The sequence below is a fragment of the Spiribacter halobius genome, assembly GCF_020883455.1.
GTDB classification, from domain to species: domain Bacteria; phylum Pseudomonadota; class Gammaproteobacteria; order Nitrococcales; family Nitrococcaceae; genus Sediminicurvatus; species Sediminicurvatus halobius.
The window spans coordinates 1,433,372-1,455,809 of record NZ_CP086615.1; the positions used below are offsets into that span (position 1 = coordinate 1,433,372).

Below are 22,438 nucleotides of genomic sequence, written 5' to 3' on the forward strand. Positions count from 1 at the left end.
GATCCCCATGAGAGACGATGTCCACTTCTACGAGCCCGCCCGCGGTCATGGCCTTGCCCACGACCCGTTCAACGCCATCATCGCGCCGCGCCCCATCGGCTGGATCTCCTCGCGCGGCCCCGATGGGGCCCTGAACCTGGCGCCGTACAGCTTCTTCAATGCATTCAACTACCGTCCCCCCATCGTCGGCTTCGCCAGCGTCGGCGACAAGGACACGGTGCGGAACCTGCGCGAGGCGGGGGAATTCGGCTGGAACCTGGCGACCCGGGCGCTCGCCGAGGCGATGAACATGACCTCCGCGGCGGTCGCTGCGGACGTGGATGAGTTCGCGCTCGCCGGACTCACGCCGGCGCCGTCGCGGGTGATCTCGGTGCCGCGGGTGACGGAGACGCCGGTCTCCTTCGAGTGCCGCGTCAGCCAGATCGTGCAGTTGCAGACCGCCGGCGGAGCGCGCGTGGAGACGTGGATGGTGTTCGGCGAGGTCGTGGGCGTGCACATCGACCAGCGGCTGCTGCGGGACGGCATCTACGACACCGCCGCTGGCGACCCCATCCTGCGCGGCGGGGGGCCGGCGGACTACTTCACCATCGACGCCGCGCATCGCTTCCGGATGCATCGACCGCAATGAGCCCAGCGAACGCGCCCCTTGCCGGCTACCGCATCCTCGACCTCACTGCCGTGGTCTCGGGGCCGCTGGCGAGCATGGTGCTGGCGGATCAGGGCGCGGAGGTGATCAAGATCGAGCCGCCGGCGGGGGACTACACCCGCGCCGCGGCCAACCGCCGTGGCGGCGAGTCGGCCAACTTCCTGAACAACAACCGCGGCAAGCGCTCCGTGGTGCTGGATCTGAAGCGCCCGGAAGGCCGCGAGGTCGCGCTGCGACTCGCCGGGCGCGCCGACGTGCTGATGCAGAACTTCCGCCCCGGGGTCATCGAGCGCATGGGCCTCGACGAGGCGGCGGTGCGGGCGGCGGCGCCGAATATCGTCTACTGCTCCATCAGCGGCTTCGGCGAACACGGGCCCTATGCCGCGCGCCCGGTGTACGACCCGCTGGTGCAGGCGCTCTCCGGCCTCGCCACCGTCCAGGGTGGCAGCGACGAGGCCCGGCCGCGGCTGGTGCGCACCATCCTGCCGGACAAGCTCACCGGCTACCTCGCCGCCCAGGCCATCACCGCCGCGCTGCTCGCCCGGGAGCGTGGCGGGGGTGGCACCCACGTGCGCGTGTCGATGCTCGCCGCGGTGGTGGACTTCCTCTGGCACTCGGACATGGGCAGCCAGACCTTCGTCGGCGACGAGCTGCCCCAGGCCCAGGCGGCGAGCTTCATCGACCTCATCTACGAGACCGCCGACCGCCACATCAGCGTGGCGGTGCAGACCGATGCCCAGTGGCGGGCCCTGTGCGAGGTCCTGGAGCGCCCGCAGTGGCTCGAAGATCCGCGCTTCGCCACGCCGGCGCTGCGCCAGGAGCATGTGGACGAGCGCCTCGTCCTCACCCAGGAGGTGCTGCGCGAGCGCAGTGCCGGCGAGTGGCTGGAGCGCCTGCAGGCGGCGGGGGTGCCCTGTGCCCCGGTGCTCACCCGCAGCGAGATGATCGCCCACCCCCAGGTGCAGGCCAACGCCCTGGTCCTGGAGCAGGATCACCCCAGCGCCGGGCGCCTGCGCCAGGCGCGGCCGGCCGCTACCTTCGATGACGCCGCTGCGGTGGGGGCGCCGGCGCCAAGGCTCGGCGAGCACGGCCGGGCGGTGCTGGCGGAAGCGGGCTACGGCGAGGCGGAGATCGAGCGCCTGGTGGCCAAGGGGGTGCTCGGGGAGGGGCCGCGATGATCGACTTCCACTACTGGCCCACGCCCAACGGCTGGAAGGTGGCGATCCTGCTGGAGGAGTGCGGCACGCCCTACCGCATGATCCCGGTGAATATCCGCCGCGGTGACCAGTTCCGGCCGGAGTTCCTGGCCATCAGCCCGAACAACCGCATGCCCGCCATCGTCGACCACGCGCCGCCGGCGGACTACGGCCCGGAGCCCGTGCCGGTGTTCGAGTCCGGGGCGATCCTGCTCTACCTCGCCCGCCGCGAGGGGCGCTTCCTGCCGGAGGGTGCCCTGGCGCGCAAGGAATGCGAGGAGTGGCTGTTCTGGCAGGTGGGGAACCTCGGCCCCATGGCGGGGCAGCTCAGTCATTTCGTCAACTACGCCGAGGGCGAGCACCCCTACGCCCACCGCCGCTACGCCGACGAGTACCACCGCTGCCTCTCGGTGCTGGAGCGCCGCCTGCGCGGGCGCCGCTACCTGCTGGGGGAGGACTACACCATCGCCGACATGGCCGCCTGGCCGTGGGTACTGATCGCGAAGCCGCTCGGCCAGCCCCTCGACGGATTCCCGGAGGTCAGCCGCTGGCGTGCGGATATCAAGGCGCGGCCGGCGGTGCAGCGGGCCGTGGACCTCGGCAGGGCGTACCGCCGGCAGGGCCCGCCGGACGAGACCGAGCGGCGCATCCTCTTCGGGCAACGGGAGTAGTCAGCCCGCGGCCGGGTCCGGCGCAATGCTCCATCCCGGTGGGTGGTCAGGCGGCGTCCAGCCGGCAACCGGCACCAGGCGCCCGGTGGTGCTCCGCCGCAGATGCTCCACCAGGTGTGCGGTGAGCTCGCGGGCGTCGTCCTCGGCGCCGTGGATGAAGCTCGACTTGCGCCGGCGCAGGAAGGGCAGGCCGAGGGCGTAGAGGCCGGGGGCCACCACGCCGCCGTCGTGGCGCAGGCGGCCCTTGCGGTCGAGCACCGGCAGGTGCAGCCAGCGGTAGTCCGGCCGGAAGCCGGTGGCCCAGACGATGCTGCGGATGGCGCCCCGGCGAAGGTCGAGCTCGAGCACGGGGCGCTCCGGCAGCCGCGTCGGCGGCAGTCGCTCCGGCGGGTGGGCGGCCTCGTCGAGGCCGTTGGCCGAGGCCCAGGCGTCGAGGGTGTCCAGCAGGCGGCCGAGCTTGAGGTCGGCAAGGGCGCAGACGTTGCGCAGGGACCCCGAGAACTGCAGCCGACCGTCGCGCAGGCCGGCTAGCCGCCCCACCAGATGCACGCCGCGCGCGCCGAGCGCGTTGAGGTCCAGGGTCGCATGCTCGGGGCTGCCGACGAGCTGGGGCGAGGGCAGGTGGCGCACCCGCACGGGGTCGTCCACCTCGTCGTAGCGCTGGTCAAGGATGCCTGCAGCATCGAGCCACCACTGGATGTCACGGCCGCGGTAGCGTCTCGGCACGCGCACGTGCTCGCCGACGGCGAGGGTCACCGGCCGCCCCGAGCGCTGCAGCTCGTCGGCGAGCTGCACGCCGGTAGCGGAGGCGCCCACCACCAGCACGCCGCCGGGCGGCAGCTGCTCCGGCTGGCGGTAGGCGAGGGGGTGGATGGTGAAGATCTCCGGCGGCACGGCGGCGGTGAGCGCCGGTACCGCCGGCAGGTTGCGGGCGCCGGTGGCGATGACCAGCGCCCGGCAGCGCCATTCGCCGCGGTCGGTGCGCACCCGGTAGCCGCCCTCCATGGCGGTAACCGAGGTCACCGTGGTGCCGGTGTGCACCGGGGCGGCCAGCTGTCGGGCGTAGCCGGCGATAAAGTCCACCACCTCCGGCATCGTCATGAAGCCGTCCGGGTCGGCACCGTGGTAGCGGTAGCCGGGCAGGCGGCTCTGCCAGTTCGGCGTGAGCAGCCTGAGGGACGCCCAGCGCTCGTGACGCCAGGCGTTGCCCACCTCGCCGCGCTCGAGGACGACGTGTTCGATCCCTCGCTCCGCGAGGCAGTGGCTCATGGCGAGGCCGGAATGCCCGGCACCGAGGACGACGACGTCCACGGTGCCGGGCCGGCCGCGACCGGTTTGGTGGTGCGCCGCGCTCATCGAACGCTGACACTCACCGGTGTCGGGTTGGTGAGGATGTCGTAGACCGCGGAGCGCTTCTGGGACTGCGCCACCAGGGCCTCGATCTCCTCCCGGGAGGCGTCGGCGTCGATCTCGAAGCGCACCTGCACGTCGTCGAAGCCGTTGCGCACCTCCGGGTCCATGCCGAGGATGCCCTGGATGTCCATGCTGCCCTCGACCACGGCCCGGACCGAGCGCAGCTGGATGCCGCGGTTCTGGGCCACGGCCGCGACGCCGGCGGTGAGGCAGCCGGCAAGGCCCACCAGCACCGTCTCCACTGGGGTCGCGCCGTGGTCTTCGGCGGCGAAGACCTCCGGGTGATCCATCTCGAAGTGGAAGCGGCTGCGATGCTGCTGGGGCTCGCCCAGGCCGTGGAAGCCCTCGACCTCGGCGGTGCTGTGGGTGCCGCGCAGCCACTCGCAGGTGGCGCGCCACTGGAAGCGGGCGGCTTCCGGCGCCTCGGCCAGCGCCTGGCGGGCGCCCAGCAGGGCCTCGACGTTGACGCCGTTGTCCACGGCGGCGGGGTAGGGGGTCTGTACGCTCATGCTCGTCTCTCCGTTGGCTGGTGGGCCGGCCGCGCATCGGCCGGACGCGCACAGGCTCGCGGAGCAACGTGGAAACGAGCGTGGTAGGGCTCGTGGAATCGGTGGGATATGCGGGCTAGGCGCCGTCCGCGAGGTCCGTGGGCCGCAGCCAGCGGCAGGCCCAGACCCGTTCCAGGGGCAGGCCGGCCTGCCCCTGGGCGAGGCGCACGGACTCCGCGTCGGGGGCGTGGTAGAGGCAGAACATCTGCCGCCGGTGGGGCGCGAAGTAGGTGCGCACGAAGCGCACCCGGTGGGTCTCCAGGCACCACGCCCCGGCGTCCTCGACGGCCTGCACCTCCGCGTAGCTCACCGGCGCCGGGAATCTGCGCTCCACCACCACGTTGGCCGGCTCCCGCGGCGGGTCGGGCGCGTCGTGCACGCTGGCGGGCCAGAGGGCCAGGATCTCCCCCGGTATCCCGCGCAGGGCGAGCCGGAGCGATTCGGTGTCCGGCGCCTGCAGATGGCAGAGCATGCGGCGCCCGTCGCGGGCGAGCCAGCTCTCCCGCCAGCGGATCCGGTGGGCCTTGAAGCAGGGCATGGCGGACCGGGCGAGGGCGCCGAGCCGGCCGGGGGCGAGCGGCGGGTCGAAGTGCCGGGCCAGGGTGAGCTCGCGCATGCCGCTCAGGCCTCCGCGGCGCGCCGGGCGGCGGCTCGGGCCCGCGCCCAGGCCGCCGCCGGGGCGTCGGCGAGGCGCTCGATGGCGGCCTGTTGCCGCGCGTAGCCTGCCGCATCGCCCAGTGCCTCGCAGGCCCCGGCCAGCGCCAGGCGCGCGAGCAGCGTCTCGGTGGCGCGCTCCAGGGCCTCGGCGTGCTCGAGGGCCTCGTGCGCCCGTTCCCGGGCGCGCTCCGGGCGTCCGCGCTCCAAGTCCAGCAACGCCGCCCGGGACAGGGCGCAGGCCAGCCGGTGGCGGGCATCCGCCTCGCGCAGCGCGGGCAGGGCGCGGTCCAGCTCGCCGGGGTCGTCCTCCCGGGCGTAGCGGCAGAGGCCCTGGAGCACCCGGGCGTATGGGGCCTCGCTGCCCTCGCGCAGGCGCTCGCCGATGGCCACCAGCTCGGTACAGCGTCGGCACGCGTCTTCCAGGCGGCCGCGCTCGAAGTCGATCATCACCAGGTACTCGTTGGCCTGGAACTCGCTCATCCGGTCTCCGGCGGCCTTGGACAGGGCCCGAGCCTCCTGCAGGCGCTCCTCGGCCTCGTCCAGGCGATTCTCGTGAAAACGCAGCATGCCGAGCGCCGCCGGGATGGCGTGATGGGGGATCCCGCGGCGGCTCGCCAGTGCCTGCGCCTCCAGCGCCAGGGCCTCGGCGCGGCCGAGGTCGCGCTCGAGCATGGCGAGGCAGCGCGCCGCCTCCGCCATGCCCGCGATCTGTTCGGCCTCGCCCGCACCGCGGGTGACCCGCTCGGCCTGCAGGGATTCCTCCCGGGCGCCGCTCCACTGACCGTGAGCCCAGCGCAGGTAACTCGCCATGTGGTAGCCGAGCCGGGCGTGGGCGGCGGCGCCGTGATCCAGCGCCCGCTCGGCGAGGGCCACGCACTCGGCGGCGGCGCGCTCCCAGTCCGTGATCGGAACGGCGCTGTAGAGGATGTCCCGCAGCTCCAGCTCCAGCCCCACGCGTTCTGCCTCCGGCAGCGCCGTCACCCACTGCAGGCCGCTGCGGGCGAGGCTTGCGGCGTCCTCGTTGGCGAAGAAGCGCAGACAGAGGCGGCCGGCCGCCACCATGCCGCGGGCGGCGAGCGCCGGGTCACCACCCAGCGCGGCGTGGTGGGCGAGGTCCGCGGCCAGCTCGCGGTCCGGCGCCTCGCCTGCGGCAAGCCGCTCGGCCACCCGGCGGTGCATGACCCGCCGCCGCGCCGGGGGGATGCGCTGGTAGACGGCGCGGGCGATCAGCTCGTGGGGGAAGTGCGGGCCGTGTTCGGTGGTTTCCAGCAGGGCCTGGGCCTCCGCCGCCTCCAGGGCGACGCCGACGCGGTCACCGTCCATCCTGGTCAGGTCCGCGAGCGCTCCGAGGCTGATGCGGGGTGCGAGCACCGCCGCCCACTGCAGCACCTCGCCCGCCTCCACGTCGAGCCGGGCGGCGCGCTCGGCGACGAGCTCCTCCAGGGATTCGGCGACCCGCCCGCCGGCGGCCTCGGCACGGGCGAGCTCGATGGCGAGCAGCGGATTGCCCCGGCACTGGTGCCCCAGGCGCCCGCTGTCCGCCGTCGGCGCGTGGGCGTGGATCAGCGCCTGCAGCGCCGGCTTCGGCAGCGGACCCAGACGCAGCTCGGTGAGCAGCCCTTCCCGGCGCAGGCCGCGCAGGGCGCGCTGCACGGCGGCGTTGTCCCGCAGCTCGTCGGCCCGCCCGGCGAGCACCGCGAGCAGCGAACACCCGCGGCTCATGCGCGCCACGTAGTGCAGGGCCGCGGCGCTGGATTCGTCGCACCACTGCAGGTCGTCGAAGAGCAGGGCGAGCGGGCGGGCGGCGGTTTCCCGGGCCACCAGGTCGGCGAGGCCCGCAAACAGACGCTGGCGCTCGCGCGCCGCCTCCTCGCCGAACACGGCTTCGGCGAGGGCGCAGTCCTCCGCCCGCAGGGCATCCAGCCAGAGTGCATAGGGGCGCAGCGCCTCGGCCTCGAACGCGGCGGCGGACAGCACCCGGGCCCCCGCCTCCCGGGCCAGCGCGCCGCCCTCCGCGAGCAGGCGGCTCTTGCCGATGCCGGGCTCGCCGCAGAGCAGCACCACCTGGGCGCGCCCTCCCGCCGCGGCCGTCGCCGCCTGCCGCAGCGTCGCAAGCTCCGCCTCGCGCCCCACCAGCGCGCCCGCCACCCGGGGCGGGGCGGGCGGTGCCGGCGCCCGTGGCACCGGCCGTGCCGCCGCCCCGGGGGGACCCCGCCAGGCGTGGTAGAGCCGCTCCGAGGGCGGAGCGCCGATCTCGGCCAGCAGGCGGCGCCCGAGCCGGTACTGCTGCTCCGCCTCTTCGGCGTGGCCGGCGGCCACCAGCAGACGGATCAGCGCCGCCCGCAGGTTCTCGTCGTAGGGCAGCAGCCCCGTGAGCGCCTGGGCGTAGGGCAGTGCCCGCGCCGGCTCGCCCTCGAGACGCTGCACCAGCGCCTGCAGGAGCGTCGCCTGGGCGAGGGTGGTGCGCTCGCGCTCCGCCACGCACCAGGCGTGGAAGGCATGCAGCTCGGTGAGCTCCAGACCCTCCAGGAAGTGCCCGCCGAGGCGGGTGGCGGCGGATTCGAGGGTCTCCACCGAGGCGGTATCGGGGCCGGCGGCGATCAGCTCATGCAGCTCGGTGACGTCGATCCGGACACCGGCCGGGTCGAAGCGCACGCCAAGCCGGTCCGCCTGGATCCGCGGCCGGCCGGGCTCGTCCACCAGCCGGCGCAGCTTGGAGAGGCTCCAGCGCAGCGCCCCGCGGGGGTCGTCAGGCACCTCCCAGAGCAGCTCGCAGAGGTGCTCGCGCCGGAAGCGCCGTGGCTGCAGGGCGAGATAGGCAAGCAGTGCCCGGGTCTTGCGCGAGGGGGGCAGGGCCAGCGGTGTGCCGTCGTGCAGGACCGCCACATCGCCTAGGAACCTGAGCTCTAACGTCGCCATGGGGACCGCCGCGGGCCGTAGCTGGCCATCCCCCTGATTATAGTCCGGTTCGCTGGCCGGTGGCTCCGTCGGCGATGGGGTCGGTAAACCACGCCCAATACCACGCCCACTACCTCGCTGCCGTCGCAGGCTGACTCCCGTAACACGACAACGGCCCACGGGAGGCAGCGACATGGCCCGCTACGACGACATCCTCGCCACCATTGGCGACACGCCCCTGGTGCGACTCGACCGTCTGGCGCCGTCCGGCGTGCACCTGTACGCCAAGGTGGAGGCATTCAATCCCATGGGTTCGGTAAAGGACCGCATGGCCCTCGCCGTGATCGAGGCCGCCGAGCGCAGCGGCGCGCTGCGGCCGGGGCAGACCGTGGTGGAGGCCACCAGTGGCAATACCGGCATCGGGCTCGCCATGGTCTGCGCGCGCAAGGGCTATCCCCTGGTGGTGGTGATGGCGGAGAACTTCAGCGTCGAACGCCGCCGACTGTTGCGCTTCCTCGGGGCGCGGGTGGTGCTCACCCCGGCTTCGGAGAAGGGTACTGGAATGCTTGCCAAGGCCATCGAGCTCGCCGAAACCCATGGCTGGTTCCTCTGCCGGCAGTTCGAGAACGCGGCAAACGCCGAGGTCCATGAGCAGACAACGGCCCGGGAGATCCTGCGCGACCTGGCGGGGGAGCCCCTGCAGGCCTGGGTGACGGGCTTCGGTACCGGCGGCACGCTGAAGGGGGTGGCCACGGCGCTGCGTCGGGAGAGCCCGGGTACCCGGGTGGTGGTCGCCGAGCCGGACAACGCGCCGTTGCTCGGTAGCGGTATCCCCCAGCCGGCGACAAGCGCTGCCGGCGTCTACAGCAGTCACCCCAGCTTCCGGCCGCATCTCATGCAGGGCTGGAGCCCGGACTTCGTCTCGCCGCTGGTCCAGGCGGCGGTGGCCGAAGGGCTCGTGGACGAGGTGGTACCGGTCTCCGGTGCCGAGGCGATGCGCCTGACCCGGCAGCTGGCCTGCCGGGAGGGCATTCTGGCTGGAACCTCCGGCGGCGCCACTCTGGCTGCGGCGCTGGCGGTGGCCAGGCGTGCGCCGGCGGGCAGTCACATCGTCTGCATGCTGCCGGACACCGGCGAGCGGTATCTCTCGACGCCGCTGTTCGCGGACATCCCCGAGACCATGACCGAAGAAGAGCTGGCGCTCTCCCGCTCTACCCCCGGTTTCCGGTTCGATGCGCCGGCAGACGTCCCGGCGCCGGCCCCTGCACCCGCGGCGGCGGCCACCGACGTCGAGGCGGAGCGGTTCGTCGCCGAGACGGTGGCGCGCGAGCCGGTGGTGATGTTCGCGCTCGAGTGGTGCGAGTTCTGCTGGTCGGTACGGCGGCTGCTTGCCGCCCTCGGCATCCCCTATCACAGCGTCGATCTCGATTCCGTGCCCTTCCAGGAGAACGATCTCGGCAGCCGCATCCGTCCGGTGCTGGCGGCGCGGTGCGGCGCCCGCACGATCCCGCAGGTGTTCGTCGGCGGTGAGCTCGTCGGGGGCTGTACCGAGGTCTTCGATGCCTACCGCGACGGCTCGCTGCAGACCCGGCTCGCCGCCGCGGGCGTGCCGTTCGAGGCCGGCGTCGCGCTGGATCCGCAGAGTCTGCTGCCCGGCTGGCTGCAGCCGCGTATGCGTGCCTGACCCACCCATCAAGCAAGGAGACCGCCATGTGCTACATCGCCACGACCACGCCGGCCGACGCCCGCGATGACGTCCGTCGGATGTATCTTCGCCAGCAGGCGCGATTCGGCTACGTGCCGAATTACGCGAAACCCTTCTGCCATCGGCCCGGGGTGATGGATCTCTGGCGAGCGCTGCTCGCCGGCATCCGGCAACCGATGGATCCCTATCGCTTCGAGCTCGCCACCTTCGCGGCCGCTCAGGCCCTTGGCAGCTCCTATTGCAGCCTGGCGCACGGTTGCGCCCTGCTGCGATGGCTGCCGGCGGACGTCCTGCAGGCCCTTGCGGCGGGCGATACAACCGGGCTGTCGCCAGTGGACGCCGCGGTGTTCCGCTTCGCCTGGAAGGTGGCGTCAGACGCGCCCAGGGTGACGGAGGATGACATCGAGGCGTTGCGTGCGCAGGGGCTTACGGACGCGGAGATCTTTGACGTGGCGGCTACCGCGGCTGCCCGTTGCTTCTTCGCGAATCTGGTGGAAGGCCTCGGCGCCCGCGCCGACGCCGATTTCCGCTCGCTGGACCCGGCGCTGCGGGAGCGGCTGACGTTGGGCCGGCCGCTGGACGAGGCACCCGCGCGCCGCGTCCCGGCGCGGCCGTCGGAGATGATCCCGTCTACCGCCTGAGGTCGCGCCGTCCCGGGCACCGAGCCAGCTCATTGAGCTGGCTCCCAAAGAAGAGGACCCTGTCGGGACACGCGGCCGCCGCAGCCGTACCTCACCGCTGGAGTCCCCACCGTATGCGCGTTTTCGCCAACCCCGTCGGACCCGGATCGCTCTGGTTCGACAACCTCGCCACCGCCGATGGCACGCCCGTGGCCTATGATCCGCAGGCGCGGGAATTCCTGCCCATGCCGCCGTTCTGCGCCAATCGGGAGGTGATCGGCTGCAACTGGATCGCCCCGGAGCACGGGGCGTTCTGCCGCTCCTGCGCCATGACCGCGCTGGCGCCCGATCCCTCGGTCCCGAACGCCATGCCCAACTGGGCGCAGACTGAGGCGGCCAAGCGCTGGACCCTGGACAACCTGGGGCGCTGGCACTGGTTCCGCCCGGAGGATCCGGGCACGCGGCCGGTATTCCACATGCTCGCCGAAGGCCCGACGCCGGTGCTCATGGGCCATGTCGGGGGGGTGGTCACGATCAGCGTGGCGGAGGCCGATCCGGTGCTGCGCGCCACCCGCCGCCAGGCCCTGGACGAGCCCTATCGCACGATGGTGGGCCACATGCGCCACGAGATCTCGCACATGCTCTGGTGGCGGTTGAGCCTGCGCGAGGATTTTCTCGATGCGTTCCGTGCCGTGTTCGGGGACGAGCGCGCCGACTACCAGGCGGCGTTGCAGCAACACTACTACAACGGTCCACCGCCGGACTGGCCCCAGCGCTTCCTGACCACCTACGCCTCGGCGCATCCACACGAGGACTGGGCCGAGACCGCCGCGCACCTGCTGCACCTCACCGATATTGCGGACAGCTTCGTGGCTACGGGGATGTCCTCTCCGCAGCTACCTGGTCCGGGGTGGGACCCCTATGCGGAGCCGGATGCCGAGCGTCTGATCCACGCCGCGGCCTCAATCGCGGTGGGCGTGAATAACGTCAACCGCGCCATGGGCCTCTCGGACCTGTACCCGTTTGTGCTTTCCGACGCGGCGAGGCGCAAGCTCGCCTTTGTCCACGACTGGCTGCGCCGGGGCGCCCAGGGGCGCTGAGGCCGGAGCGGGGGTCGGCTCAGTCCGCCGGCTCGTGCTCGCGGTAGGCGCGCAGGCCGCCGGCGATGTTGACCACGTTGCGGTAGCCGAGCCGCTGCAGGGCGTCGGCGGCCAGCGCACCGCGATGGCCCCCGGCGCAGTGACAGACGATAGGCTGATCCGGGTCGGGCGCGACTTCGCCGATGCGCATCTCCAGCGTGCCCCGGCTGATGTTGACGGCACCCTCGATGGCGCCCTGGGCGTGTTCCTCGCGGTCGCGGACGTCCAGCAGCAGTGCGCCCTGCTGCAGCAGCTCGCGCGCGGTGGCCGGGTCGACCTCACGGATGTTCGGGCGTACCTCGTCGGCCAGGTCCTTGATGGTTCGGGTCATGTCTGTGTCCTCGGGTAGGTGGGGTATGGGCTAGCTTGTCTCGTGATACTCCACAGCTAGCGCAACTGACTGTCCTTGCTGCCCCGGCGGTTGTAGCCCGGCGCCGGGGTCGTGTTGCGGTCGGCGACTTCCTGGCAGGCGACACAGAGGCGTACGCCAGGCACGGCGCGCCGCCGGGCCTCGGGGATGCGGGCCTCACAGTCCTCGCAGTGGGTCAGGCTTACCCCGCGGGGCAGGGCGCTACGTGCGCGCGCCACCGCGTCCTGTACCGTGCTGTCGATCTGATCCTGGACGGCGTCCTCGTCAGCCCAGCCCTTGGCCATGGCCACCTCCCGGGGACAGCGGGGCGCTCCACCCCGCCGTCGGCCTGATTACTGCGTGTCCTTAAGCGTAGCCATGTCGATGACGAAGCGGTACTTCACCTCGCCGCGCTTCACCCGCTCGTAGGCCTCGTTGATGTTGCGGATGTCGAGCATCTCGATGTCACAGGCGATGTCGTGCGTGGCGCAGAAGTCGAGCACCTCCTGGGTCTCCGGCATGCCGCCGATGAGCGAGCCGGCGAGCACACGGCGGCCGAACAGCAGATTGCCGGCATGCACTGGCGGCTCCACCGGCTCCACCAGGCCCACCAGGATATGGGTGCCGTCGTAGCGCAGCAGCTCCAGGTAGGGGTTGAGATCGTGCTGCACCGGCACCGTGTCGAGCATGTAGTCGAAGCTGCCGGCGGCCGCCCGCATCTGCGCCGCGTCGGTGGACACGATCACGTGATGGGCGCCCTGGCGCTGGGCTTCGCCGACCTTGCTCTCGGAGCGGGTGAACACCGTCACCTCGGCGCCCAGCGCGCGGGCGAACTTGATCCCCATGTGGCCGAGGCCGCCCATGCCGATCACGCCCACCTTGTGGCCCGGCTTGACCCCGTAGTGGCGCAGTGGCGAGTAGGTGGTGATGCCGGCGCAGAGCAGCGGCGCCGCGGCGGCCGGATCCAGCGTCTCCGGCACGCGCACGACGAAGTGCTCGTTGACCATGATGCTGTCCGAGTAGCCCCCGTAGGTGATGCCGCCGTCCCGCCGGTCCTGGCCGTTGTAGGTGAGCACCGGGCCCTCCAGGCAGTACTGCTCGAGGCCGCGGCTGCAGGGCTCGCACTCCCGGCAGGAATCCACCATGCAGCCCACTCCCACGGTGTCGCCGGGGCGGAAGCCGGTGACCTCGCTGCCCACGGCCGTGACGCGGCCGATGATCTCGTGTCCCGGCACCACCGGGTACTGGGTCATGCCCCAGTCGTCCTGCACGAAGTGGATGTCCGTGTGGCAGACGCCGCAGTAGTCGATGGCGATGGCGACATCGTCCGGGCGCAGCTCCCGGCGCTCGAAGCGGAACGGCGCCAGGCCGGACTGCGGGGAATGCGCGGCGTAGCCGTTGGCTTGCGGCATATCGGGAATCTCCTGATGGTGAATGAGGATGGGCGGAGCGCTTGGCCCCGCCAGCACCCGACCGGCAGGGCCCCGGTCAGGTTCCGCGGCCGCTGGACGCGGGCGTGCCCTGCAGCCGTGAGTGCAGATCGAGGGCGTTGGTCAGGCCGGCGTCCGTGGCGGTGTTGTTGAACACGCACCAGGTCTCGATCTCGCCGGACTGCGCCTGAAGCCGTGCTGCGAGGCGGGCCAGATCCGCCTCGCCGTAGGCCGAGTAAAAGCGTCGGGGCCGGCCGTGCAGGCGGAAATACACCAGGCCCGGCCAGCCGCCGGGCTCGTCGGCGCCTTCGGTTACCGGCGGGTCGGCGGCTACCCGGGCGACCCGATGTTGCGCCAGGAGCTGGTCGGCGGCGCCATCGAACCAGCTGGCGTGGCGCGGCTCGCAGGCCACGGGCCCGGCGTGCCGCTCACGAAGCGCAGCCAGAAACCCGTCCACCGCTGCCGCCTCGAAGCGCAACGAAGGCGGCAGCTGCAGCAGCAACGGGCCGAGCCGCTTGCCGAGGCCGGCGATCGCGGCGAGGAACTCGTCCAGGCCGTCGATACCCCGCAGGCGCTGGTGGTGGGTCAATGCCCGCGGCATCTTCACCGCGAAGCGGAAGCCGGGGCCGGTCTCGCCCGCCCACTTGGCGTACAGCGCGCGGCGCTGCGGGCGATAGAAGCTGGCGTTGATCTCCGTGCCCGGCAGGTGCCGGGCATAGCGCGCCAGGTGCGTCCCTGGCCCCGGCAGCTGCGGCTGCAATGCCGGGGGCAGGCGCCAGCCGGCCGTGGCCACGCGGACGCCTACGGCACCGTTACGTTCTTCAGCGGCCATACCGTGTCAGTCTGGGCCAGGGGTGGGCCCTCTGGCCAATGGTGCTGCCTACGGCGTGCGCGTGGCGGCCTCCAGTGCCCGCAGCCGGCGGACGGCGTCGCGGCGGCTGTCGCCGCACATCCCGGGCTCCGGCCTCAGCGCGTCACACACGGCCGGTCTTCGCGGATCGCCGAACAGGGCGCAGAGGCCGTCCGCGGTCAGCTGGACGCAGGGAACGCCCGCGGGTTTGCCACCGGGCATGCCCGGGATCGGTGAGCTGATCGAGGGCACGACGCAACAGGCGCCGCACCCCGCGCGGCAGCTCATGCCTGCCGGCGTCATGACCGTGCCTCCCGGAGGGCCCCCGCAGGTGCTGCCTCGCGCTCCCGCGCGAGACGCAGCATGGTGACCAGGTTGGTGGCGAGCACCAGCAACTCCGCCAGCGTTCCGCCGATGGAGCCGATCAGGATATTGTTCAGCGTCCAGGCGAGCGCCGCGGCGGCCAGCAGCAGCCGCATGGGGATGCCGCGCAGCAGGAACATGCCGATGGTGCCCAGCACGGCCGCGGTCAGGGGCAGCAGATCCAGCGGGCTCTGCCAGGTGAGGGCAGCCGCAGCGGCGCTTGCCATGAGCAGGGCGGCCATCACGGCCACGCTCCCCTTGTATCGTCGTGCCAGGCAGATGCGCAGCACGATAAGGGCTGTCAGCGCCGCCGCCGTTGTGCTGCCGAAGCACAGGAAGTGCAGCGCGAAGGCGACGTTGGCGGAGATCAGCAGCACCATCAGGCGGTCGTCGCGGCGGCTCGCGAACGCCGCGACGCAGAGCGTCAGGGCCGTGAGGCCGAGCAGCTGCCCGGCGAGCCAGCTGAGCGTCATGGACTCCATTCAGGTCCCGCAGAAGGTCACGTTGACGGCTTCGCCCGGAGCGGGTGGCTCCGCCCAGCGCGGGGTGTCCGGGGTGTCCTCGAAGGGGTGCGTGACCGCCGCCAGCAGACTGTCCAGTGGCGCGAGGTCGCGCTCTTCCTGGGCCGCCCGTATCACCTGCTCAACGTGATGGTTACGCGGGACGACGGCGGGGTTGCTGGCCCGCATGGCCCGTCGGCGTTCCTGTTCGGGGCGATATTCGACCGCCAGGCGCTCGCGGTAGCGCTCGAGCCACGCGTCCAGCCCGGAGGGATCCTCGAACGGCGCCCGCAGGGCGGCATCGCCGTCGCCAGGGCGGGCACCGAGGGCCGAGAGTCGCCGGAACGTGAGGGTGAAGTCGGCGCCGGCGCGGGCCATCTCCCCGAGCAGGGCGTGGGCGAGATCGACATCGCCGTCCCGCTCGGTCTCCAGCCCCAGTTTGGCCCGCAGCATCCGGTGATAGGCCTGCTCGAAGGCCGCGGGATAGCGATCCAGCGCGGCGTTCGCGCGCTCCACGGCTGCCTCTTCGTCACCGGCCAGCAGTGGCAGCAGGCACTCGGCGAACTGCGCGAGATTCCAGTGCCCGATGCGTGGCTGCTGGTTGTAGGCGTAGCGGCCGCCGATGTCCACGGAGCTGAACACGCGATCCGGGTGGAAGTCATCCATGAAGGCGCAGGGGCCGTAGTCCAGGGTCTCGCCGGAGAGGGTGGTGTTGTCGGTGTTCATGACGCCGTGGATGAAGCCCACCCCCATCCAGGCCGCAATCAGCGCGGCCGTGCGCTCGACGACCCGCTCCAGCAGGGCCGCGTAGGGGGCCGGTGCCTCGGTCAGATCCGGATAGTGGCGCCGAATGGCGTAGTCGGCGAGGGCCTGCAGGGCGTCGCCGTCGCCGCGGCGGTAGAAGTACTCGAAGGTGCCGACGCGCAGGTGGCTCGCCGCCACGCGGGTGAGCACCGCCCCCGGCTCGGGCCCCCACTGGCGCAGCACCGTCTCGCCGGTGGTCACCACGGCGAGGGCCCGGGTGGTGGGGATGCCGAGGGCGTGCGTGGCCTCGCTCACGACATACTCCCGGATCACCGGACCCAGCGCCGCGCGGCCGTCGCCCATGCGGGAGAAGGGCGTCGGCCCGGAGCCCTTGAGCTGAATATCCCGCGAGCGGCCGTCGAGACCGCGCAGCTCGCCGAGGAGGATGGCGCGCCCGTCGCCCAGGCTCGGCACCCAGTTGCCGAACTGATGGCCCGCGTAGGCCAGGGCGATGGGCTGGGACCGCGGCGGCAGCGCGTTGCCGGCGAGCAGCGCGACGCCCTCCGGTGCCGAGAGCGCCTCGGCGTCGAGCCCGAGCCCGGCCGCCAGGGGCTGGTTGAGGCGCAGCAGTGACGGCGCCGCGACCGGTGTCGGCGCGAGCCTCGCATAGCACTGTTCCGGCAGTGCGAGGTAGCTGCTCGGCTCGAGCGGGAGCGCGGGCTGTGCGGCGGTCGCGGTGGCCATACCCATCGGATCCTGAAATCGGTCGGAATGTGTGGACAGGCGCCGGCGCAACGAGTTCGGGGCCCGGCGGATGCCGGCGCTTCTGACCGCGTTTGTGGCTCGGGCCGTCTGCAGGCGGTGCCACCGCCGGTGACGGGTGGAGCGAGCACTCCAGCCAACCGGGAACCAACGGATGTGAACTGTGTCACACCAGAGGGTCGCATCGGTCGCGGCCTGGCGCGTGCAGTCAAGTGACCGTCGGGCCGACCGATAGGGATGTCAACGTACGTTTTTCACCTGCAGGCAGACAGGGCCCGCCGAGGTAGCGCATGGCCGTTGAATCCGGTTCCCTCCCGCCGCAGCCGGACCCGCGGGAGCTCATTGCCGAGGCCGTTGAAGCGTCCTATAACGCGGTGGTCATCACCACCGCGGAGCTCACCGCGCCTGGCCCGCGCATCGTCTATGTTAACGCGGCGTTCCAGCGCATGTCCGGCTACGCCCCCGAGGAAGTCATCGGGCGCAGCCCGCGGCTGCTGCAGGGCCCGGCGTCGGACACCGCCGAGCTTATGCGCCTGCGCGCCTGCCTGGAGGCGGGCCATCGCTTCGAGGGCCGGATCGTCAACTACCGGCGCGATGGCAGGCCCTACCACGTCGAGTGGTCGGTGGCGCCGATCCGCGATGCGGCTGGGCGCACCACCCATTTCATCTCGCTGCAGCGCGATGTCACCCGGCGGGTGGCGGCCGAGACCGAACGCGGGCTGCTGCTGGCGGCGCTGGACGAGATCCCCGACGAGGTCCTGATTACCGACGTCGAAGGCGTCGTGATCTACGCCAACCGCAGCTACCGTGGGCGCACCGGGCTGGCGCCGGATGCGGTACGCGGCAGTCTGGCGACGCCGCTGGACCCGAACCGCCACGACGGCGTCGAGGCGCTATGGCGTCGCCTGCAGGCCGGGGAGGGCGTGGCGCACATCTTCACCGAGCTGGATGCCCAGGGGCGGCCCCGCCATATCGAGCAGTCCATGGCCCCGGTCCGCGACGAGGCCGGGTGCATCCGGCAGTACGTGCTAACCGGGCGAGACATCACCGACCGCGTCGAGGCGGAGCGCGAGCTGAAGCGCCTCGCCACCACCGACGCCCTTACCGGCCTCAACAACCGGCTGCGTTTCGAGGCCCTGGTGGAGCGTGAGCTCAACCGCATGACGCGCCACGGCGGGCGGTTCTGCCTGGTGCTGTTCGACCTGGACGGTTTCAAGTCGGTCAACGATCGCCACGGCCACGAGGCGGGAGATGCGGTGCTGGTGGAGCTGACGCGCCTCGTGGCCGGGCACGTCCGCGCCGAGGACACCCTTGGCCGCTGGGGCGGCGAGGAATTTACGCTGTTGCTGCCGGCGCTGGGCCTTGAGCAGGCCCGGCAGGCGGCCGATAAGCTACGAGGGCTGGTGGCGGCGCACGCGTTTCCGGGCGTTGATCGGATTACGGCCAGCTTCGGCGTAACCGAGGCGGCGCCGGGGGACACGGTGCGCAGCCTGCTGCGGCGCGCCGATGCCGCGCTCTATCGTGCCAAGGACGCGCACAAGAATCGGGTCGAGGTCGTCGCCGCGGGATCGGAGGCGACACTCAGCAACACGGCGGAGTAGCCGATGGCATGTGAGGGTTGCGAGGTGATACCGCGGCTGGGTGAGACCGCCGCGCGACTCTATCTGGCGCCGAAGCTGGCGCACACGCGTGGCCGCGCCCTGCGGCAGCTGCGGGATGCCGGCTGGGAGGTGACTCGGCTCGAAGGCGGGGTGCTCTACGTCGATGTCCCGGAGGGCGGCATACCGGGGTTGCTGGAGAGCCTCGCCGGCATGCTGACCCGTCCCGAGCTCGGCAACTGCCCGGCCGTGGTGCTGACGGCCGGCGCGCAGTTCGAGGTGCGCCACCTGGGCGGCATGGTCCCGCTGAGCGTGCTGGTGGCGCGGCAGGAGGACGGCTGGCTGGGCGAGCTCCTGGCCGAGGAGCGCCTGGAGATGCACTTCCAGCCGATCCTGCATGCGGATGACGGCGAACGCGTGTTCGCCTACGAGGCCCTCGCCCGGGGCATTGGTGCCGATGGCAGCCTGATCCGCCCGGACCGGCTGTTCGGGGCCGCGCGGGCCACCGAGCTGATGTTTCATCTGGATCGCGCGGCGCGGGTGGCCGCAATCCGCCAGGCGGCCGCCCACGGCATCACCGAGAATGTCTTCATCAACTTCAACCCGACCTCGGTGTACGACCCGGTCTTCTGCCTGAAGACGACCTTCGACGAGGTCAATCGGCTGAACACGGATCCCGGTCGCTACGTGTTCGAGGTGGTGGAGACCGATGAGGTGGAGGATGCCGGCCACCTGGAGGCCATTCTCCGCGAGTACCGGCGGCAGGGTTTTCGCGTCGCGCTGGATGACCTGGGTGCGGGTTACGGCTCTCTCGACCTGCTGCAGAACATCCGGCCGGACTTCGTCAAGCTGGATCGTGCCATGGTCGATGGGGTGGCCGCCGACGGCTACCGCGCCTCCATCACCGGTCGCCTGATCCAGATGGCGAAGGATCTGGAGGTGACGGTGATCGCGGAAGGGGTCGAGCGCGTCGAGGACTGGATCTGGCTGCGGGAGCGCGAGGTGGACCTGGTCCAGGGCTTCCATTTCGCGCGGCCGGCGCGCACGCCCCCACGCCCGGGCGCGGCCGGCTTCGGCGAAAGCCTGGGCGCGCAATCGTCGCGTCGCGGCTGAGCGCCCATGCCCGGCGGCCGACGTCCTCAGCCGCGTTCCGCGGCGGCGCTGCTCCGTCCCGCCTTCGGCTCCAGCAATGCCTTCACATCGTCTGCGTCCAGGGTCTCGCGCTCGAGCACGGCCTCGGCGAGCCCGTCCAGGGCGGCGCGGTGGGTGCGCAGGAGCTCCTCGGTCTCCTGCTCCAGCTCCCGCAGCAGGCTGCGCACCTCGTCGTCGATGAGCTCGGCGAGGCGCTCGCTGTGGTCGCGGGGCTGGGCCATCTCCCGGCCGAGGAAGACGTGCTCGTCACCGATGTTGAGCCCGAGCGGGCCGAGCCGCTCGCTCATGCCCCATTTGGCCACCATGTTGCGGACCAGGCGCGTGGCCTGGCGCAGGTCGTTCTCCGCCCCCGAGCTCACCTCGTCGAAGACCACGCGCTCGGCGGCACGGCCGCCGAGCATGACCTTGATGCGGTCGCGCAGATAGCTCTCGCGGAAGTTGTAGCGCTCCTCGTCGGGGAGCTGCTCGGTGACGCCGAGGGCCTGGCCGTGGGGGATCACGGTCACCTTCTCCAGCGGATCCGTGTGCGGCAGCAGCCAGGCGGCGAGGGCGTGGCCACACTCGTGATAGGCGACGACGCGGCGCTCCTCCTCGTCCAGGCTCACCTCGCGGCGCTCGCCGAGCACAATCCGGTCGCGCGCGGCCTCGAAGCAGTCCGCGTCCACCTTCTCCAGGCCCCGCCGGGCGGCGAGCAGGGCAGCCTCGTTGACCAGGTTGGCGAGGTCCGCGCCGGCGAAGCCTATGGTGCGGGCCGCTATGCGGTCCAGGTCGACGTCGTCGGCCAGGGGAACCTGGCGCGTGTGCACCGCGAGTATCTGCCGGCGCGCGTCGCGGTGCGGGCGATCCAGCACCACCTTGCGATCGAAGCGGCCGGGGCGCAGCAGCGCCGGATCGAGGACGTCCGGGCGGTTGGTGGCGGCAAGGACGATGACGTCCTCATGGCCCTCGAAGCCGTCCATCTCGGTGAGGATCTGGTTGAGCGTCTGCTCGCGCTCGTCGTGCCCACCGCCGAGACCCGTGCCACGGGAGCGGCCGATGGCGTCCAGCTCGTCGATGAAGATCAGTGCCGGCGCCTCCTTGCGGGCATTCTGGAACAGGTCGCGCACACGGGAGGCGCCGACGCCGACAAACATCTCGATGAACTCCGAGCCGCTGATGCTGAAGAACGTGACACCCGCCTCGCCGGCGACGGCGCGGGCGATCAGTGTCTTGCCGGTGCCGGGTGGCCCGACCATGAGCACGCCGCGGGGGATCTTGGCGCCGAGGGCGCGGAAGCGACCCGGGTCGCGCAGGAACTCGACGATCTCCATGAGATCGCGCTTGGCGTTCTCCACGCCGGCGACCTGATCCATGGTCACGGAGGGCGTCTTCTCGCGAAAGCGTCTTGCCCGTGAGCGGCCGAAGCCGAACAGCCCCCCGGGCCCCCCCTGGGCCATCATCCGTCGCTGGGCGTAGAACCAGAGCCAGAAGAACACGGCCAGCAGCAGGATCCAGGGCACGACGCCGAGCAGTAGCTGCTGCCACCAGGGTCCCTCGGTGGGTTCGGCGCGCACCGTCACCTGATGCGCCTCGAGCAGCCGGAGCAGGGTGCGGTCCTCCTGCGCGGGCACGATGGTGTAGAAGCGGGGCGTGGCCTCGGCTCCGCCGCGGCGCTCCGCCGCGGCGTCGGTGAACTCCCCGCGCAGCCGGTTGCCGCGCAGCGTGACCTCCCGCACCTCGCCGTCGACCACGGCGGCGCGGAACTCGGAGTAGGGGATCTCCCGCACGCCCGGTGCCTGCTCCCCCTGCGTCCAGGTGGACAGCACCAGGATCAGGACGCTGAGCCAGATGAAGGTGTACCAGGGCGAGATCTGCGGTGGCTGCGGAGCGCCACTGCTACCGTTACCCTCCGGGCGCCTGCGTTCCGGCTGTTGCTCGCTCACCTGCCCTACCTGCCCGCCCGCCGGGGAGTCTTGTGACCGTCCGTGACCAGTATCGGGGCGCCTGCCGCGGGTTCAAGTCACCACCGGGGCGGATCGCGCCGGCAGCGCAACCGGGCCGCGGCCGGAGCCCGCCCGCAATCGCCTCGCGTGGGGATGGTGGGCTACCCTGCGCGCCATGGATCGCAACACCCTCGACGAGGCGCTCGCCCGCGGCAAGGCCGAGCGCCGCCGCTTCGAGTCTCTGGAGTACGTGCGCTTCAGCGACGGCTTCGCCGGTATCGCCAGGGGCACGGTACAGCTGCCGGATGGCCGGCTGCTGCCGGGCTATCCGTCCATCGGCCGCATCCAGTCCCTGGCCCGCGGCCTGCGTCGCCAGTATGCCGGGCCGTTCTGGGCCGAAGAGAAGATCGACGGCTTCAACGTCCGCCTTGTCCAGCATGACGGCGCGCTCTACGCCTTCAGCCGTGGCGGCTTCGTCTGCCCGTTCAGCACCGACCGGCTGCCGGACCTGCTTGACCCCACGGTGTTCGAGAGCGAGCCGGCGCTGATCCTCTGCGCCGAGATCGCCGGCCCGGAAAACCCCTATCTGGAAGGGTCGCCACCCCAGGTGCGGGAGGACGTGGCGCTGTTCGTCTTCGACATCATCCGGGGTGCCGACGGTGCTTTCCTGGAGCCACCCGCGAAGTCGGCACTGGCGGCGCGGTACGGGCTGCCCATGGCGCGCAGCTTCGGGCGCTTTACCGCCGACGATCAGCAGGCCCTCGGCAGCATCCTAAGGCAGCTGGATGCCGAGGGCAGCGAGGGCCTGGTGTTCAAGGGCGAAGGCGGCGGGGGGCGTACCAAGTACGTCACCGGGCGCTCCAACATTGCGGATATCTCGCTCTGCAGCGAGCAGCTTCTGGATCTGCCGCCGGAGTACTTCACCAACCGCCTGCTGCGGCTCGCGCTGTTCACGGACGAGCTTGGGAGCGCGGACGCGCCGGCGCTGGAGCGGGAGCTCGGGCGGGCTTTCCTGCAGGGGCTGGAGCGCGCGGTCGCCCGCAGTCGGGAAGTGGGCCGGGTGGGCCATCGCTTCCGCTGCCGGTTCCGCCAGCGACGCAACGCCGAGCATTTCATCGCCCATCTCGAGGCCACGGCGGGGCGTCGGGTGCACATCGCCGAGGGCTCGCCGCACCGCGAGGGCGACTACTGGATTCTGGAGTTCGAGCGCATCCTGCAGCGCATGACCGGGACGCTCGCCAACGTGCTGGCGGGTCAGGCGCAGTTCGACTGAGG

At 71.9% G+C, this 22,438-nt stretch carries 20 protein-coding genes; 9 read left to right on the forward strand and 11 right to left on the reverse strand.

What is annotated here, in order from left to right:
• The first annotated feature begins 7 nt into the window (after positions 1-7).
• The 3 genes from LMH63_RS06495 to LMH63_RS06505 are packed head-to-tail and all read left to right on the forward strand — an operon-like array spanning position 8 to position 2,513.
• A complete protein-coding gene (locus LMH63_RS06495) occupies positions 8-628 on the forward strand; it encodes a flavin reductase family protein (RefSeq protein WP_109677138.1) in 621 nt (206 codons plus the stop codon).
• Positions 625-1,824 carry a CaiB/BaiF CoA transferase family protein gene (locus LMH63_RS06500; protein ID WP_109677136.1) on the forward strand — a complete coding sequence of 400 codons (1,200 nt, stop codon included), beginning with the start codon at positions 625-627 and terminating at the stop codon, positions 1,822-1,824. Before LMH63_RS06495 ends, LMH63_RS06500 begins: the two co-directional genes overlap by 4 nt.
• The gene (locus LMH63_RS06505; RefSeq protein ID WP_109677133.1) at positions 1,821-2,513 is read left to right on the forward strand and encodes a glutathione S-transferase C-terminal domain-containing protein; all 693 of its coding nucleotides are present in this window, start codon (positions 1,821-1,823) and stop codon (positions 2,511-2,513) included. Before LMH63_RS06500 ends, LMH63_RS06505 begins: the two co-directional genes overlap by 4 nt.
• On the opposite strand, the gene LMH63_RS06510 is transcribed toward LMH63_RS06505, so the two are convergent.
• The 4 genes from LMH63_RS06510 to LMH63_RS06525 form a co-directional block, all read right to left on the reverse strand.
• Positions 2,514-3,869 carry a flavin-containing monooxygenase gene (locus LMH63_RS06510; RefSeq protein WP_109677131.1) on the reverse strand — a complete coding sequence of 452 codons (1,356 nt, stop codon included), beginning with the start codon at positions 3,867-3,869 and terminating at the stop codon, positions 2,514-2,516.
• The gene (locus LMH63_RS06515; RefSeq protein ID WP_109677129.1) at positions 3,866-4,435 is read right to left on the reverse strand and encodes an OsmC family protein; all 570 of its coding nucleotides are present in this window, start codon (positions 4,433-4,435) and stop codon (positions 3,866-3,868) included. The genes LMH63_RS06510 and LMH63_RS06515 overlap by 4 nt, the downstream gene beginning before the upstream one ends.
• Before the next feature lie 115 nt (positions 4,436-4,550).
• Positions 4,551-5,090 (reverse strand): DUF4242 domain-containing protein, encoded by a 540-nt coding sequence (locus tag LMH63_RS06520; RefSeq protein ID WP_109677127.1) that lies wholly within the window; start codon positions 5,088-5,090, stop codon positions 4,551-4,553.
• A 5-nt stretch (positions 5,091-5,095) separates the two neighbouring features.
• Positions 5,096-8,050 carry an ATP-binding protein gene (locus LMH63_RS06525; RefSeq protein WP_158280321.1) on the reverse strand — a complete coding sequence of 985 codons (2,955 nt, stop codon included), beginning with the start codon at positions 8,048-8,050 and terminating at the stop codon, positions 5,096-5,098.
• A 172-nt stretch (positions 8,051-8,222) separates the two neighbouring features.
• Between LMH63_RS06525 and LMH63_RS06530 the strand changes: the two genes are divergently transcribed.
• The 3 genes from LMH63_RS06530 (at position 8,223) to LMH63_RS06540 (ending at position 11,454) form a co-directional block, all read left to right on the forward strand.
• Entirely contained in the window at positions 8,223-9,713 is a 1,491-nt protein-coding gene (locus tag LMH63_RS06530; protein WP_109677123.1) for a pyridoxal-phosphate dependent enzyme, read from the forward strand.
• A gap of 26 nt (positions 9,714-9,739) precedes the next feature.
• The gene (locus LMH63_RS06535; RefSeq protein WP_109677121.1) at positions 9,740-10,375 is read left to right on the forward strand and encodes a carboxymuconolactone decarboxylase family protein; all 636 of its coding nucleotides are present in this window, start codon (positions 9,740-9,742) and stop codon (positions 10,373-10,375) included.
• A 113-nt stretch (positions 10,376-10,488) separates the two neighbouring features.
• Complete coding sequence (locus LMH63_RS06540; protein ID WP_109677119.1) at positions 10,489-11,454, forward strand: zinc-binding metallopeptidase family protein; 966 nt, start codon at positions 10,489-10,491, stop codon at positions 11,452-11,454.
• Positions 11,455-11,473: 19 nt separating this feature from the next.
• Here LMH63_RS06540 and LMH63_RS06545 read toward each other — a convergent pair whose 3' ends face one another.
• From LMH63_RS06545 to LMH63_RS06570, 6 genes are all read right to left on the reverse strand, one after another.
• The gene (locus LMH63_RS06545; RefSeq protein ID WP_109677117.1) at positions 11,474-11,824 is read right to left on the reverse strand and encodes a rhodanese-like domain-containing protein; all 351 of its coding nucleotides are present in this window, start codon (positions 11,822-11,824) and stop codon (positions 11,474-11,476) included.
• A gap of 56 nt (positions 11,825-11,880) precedes the next feature.
• Complete coding sequence (locus LMH63_RS06550) at positions 11,881-12,147, reverse strand: DksA/TraR family C4-type zinc finger protein (protein ID WP_109677115.1); 267 nt, start codon at positions 12,145-12,147, stop codon at positions 11,881-11,883.
• 48 nt (positions 12,148-12,195) lie between these two features.
• Positions 12,196-13,254, reverse strand: a complete 1,059-nt coding sequence (locus tag LMH63_RS06555; RefSeq protein ID WP_109677113.1) for an NAD(P)-dependent alcohol dehydrogenase — start codon at positions 13,252-13,254, stop codon at positions 12,196-12,198.
• Between the two features lie 76 nt (positions 13,255-13,330).
• Positions 13,331-14,104, reverse strand: a complete 774-nt coding sequence (locus LMH63_RS06560) for a DUF72 domain-containing protein (protein ID WP_109677111.1) — start codon at positions 14,102-14,104, stop codon at positions 13,331-13,333.
• Positions 14,105-14,421: 317 nt separating this feature from the next.
• A complete protein-coding gene (locus LMH63_RS06565; RefSeq protein WP_109677212.1) occupies positions 14,422-14,958 on the reverse strand; it encodes a YgjV family protein in 537 nt (178 codons plus the stop codon).
• Between the two features lie 9 nt (positions 14,959-14,967).
• Positions 14,968-16,473, reverse strand: coding sequence for a protein adenylyltransferase SelO (locus tag LMH63_RS06570; RefSeq protein WP_109677109.1), 1,506 nt, complete (start codon positions 16,471-16,473; stop codon positions 14,968-14,970).
• A 308-nt stretch (positions 16,474-16,781) separates the two neighbouring features.
• Here LMH63_RS06570 and LMH63_RS06575 point away from each other — a divergent pair, with 308 nt between their 5' ends.
• Both LMH63_RS06575 and LMH63_RS06580 read left to right on the forward strand, forming a co-directional pair.
• Positions 16,782-18,092, forward strand: coding sequence for a sensor domain-containing diguanylate cyclase (locus LMH63_RS06575; protein ID WP_109677107.1), 1,311 nt, complete (start codon positions 16,782-16,784; stop codon positions 18,090-18,092).
• A gap of 3 nt (positions 18,093-18,095) precedes the next feature.
• Positions 18,096-19,202, forward strand: coding sequence for an EAL domain-containing protein (locus tag LMH63_RS06580; RefSeq protein ID WP_109677105.1), 1,107 nt, complete (start codon positions 18,096-18,098; stop codon positions 19,200-19,202).
• A 26-nt stretch (positions 19,203-19,228) separates the two neighbouring features.
• Here the strand turns inward: LMH63_RS06580 and ftsH are convergent, their stop codons facing one another.
• Complete coding sequence (gene ftsH / locus LMH63_RS06585; RefSeq protein WP_442777724.1) at positions 19,229-21,091, reverse strand: ATP-dependent zinc metalloprotease FtsH; 1,863 nt, start codon at positions 21,089-21,091, stop codon at positions 19,229-19,231.
• Between the two features lie 247 nt (positions 21,092-21,338).
• Here ftsH and LMH63_RS06590 point away from each other — a divergent pair, with 247 nt between their 5' ends.
• Positions 21,339-22,436 (forward strand): RNA ligase, encoded by a 1,098-nt coding sequence (locus tag LMH63_RS06590; RefSeq protein ID WP_109677101.1) that lies wholly within the window; start codon positions 21,339-21,341, stop codon positions 22,434-22,436.
• Positions 22,437-22,438: the final 2 nt, after the last annotated feature.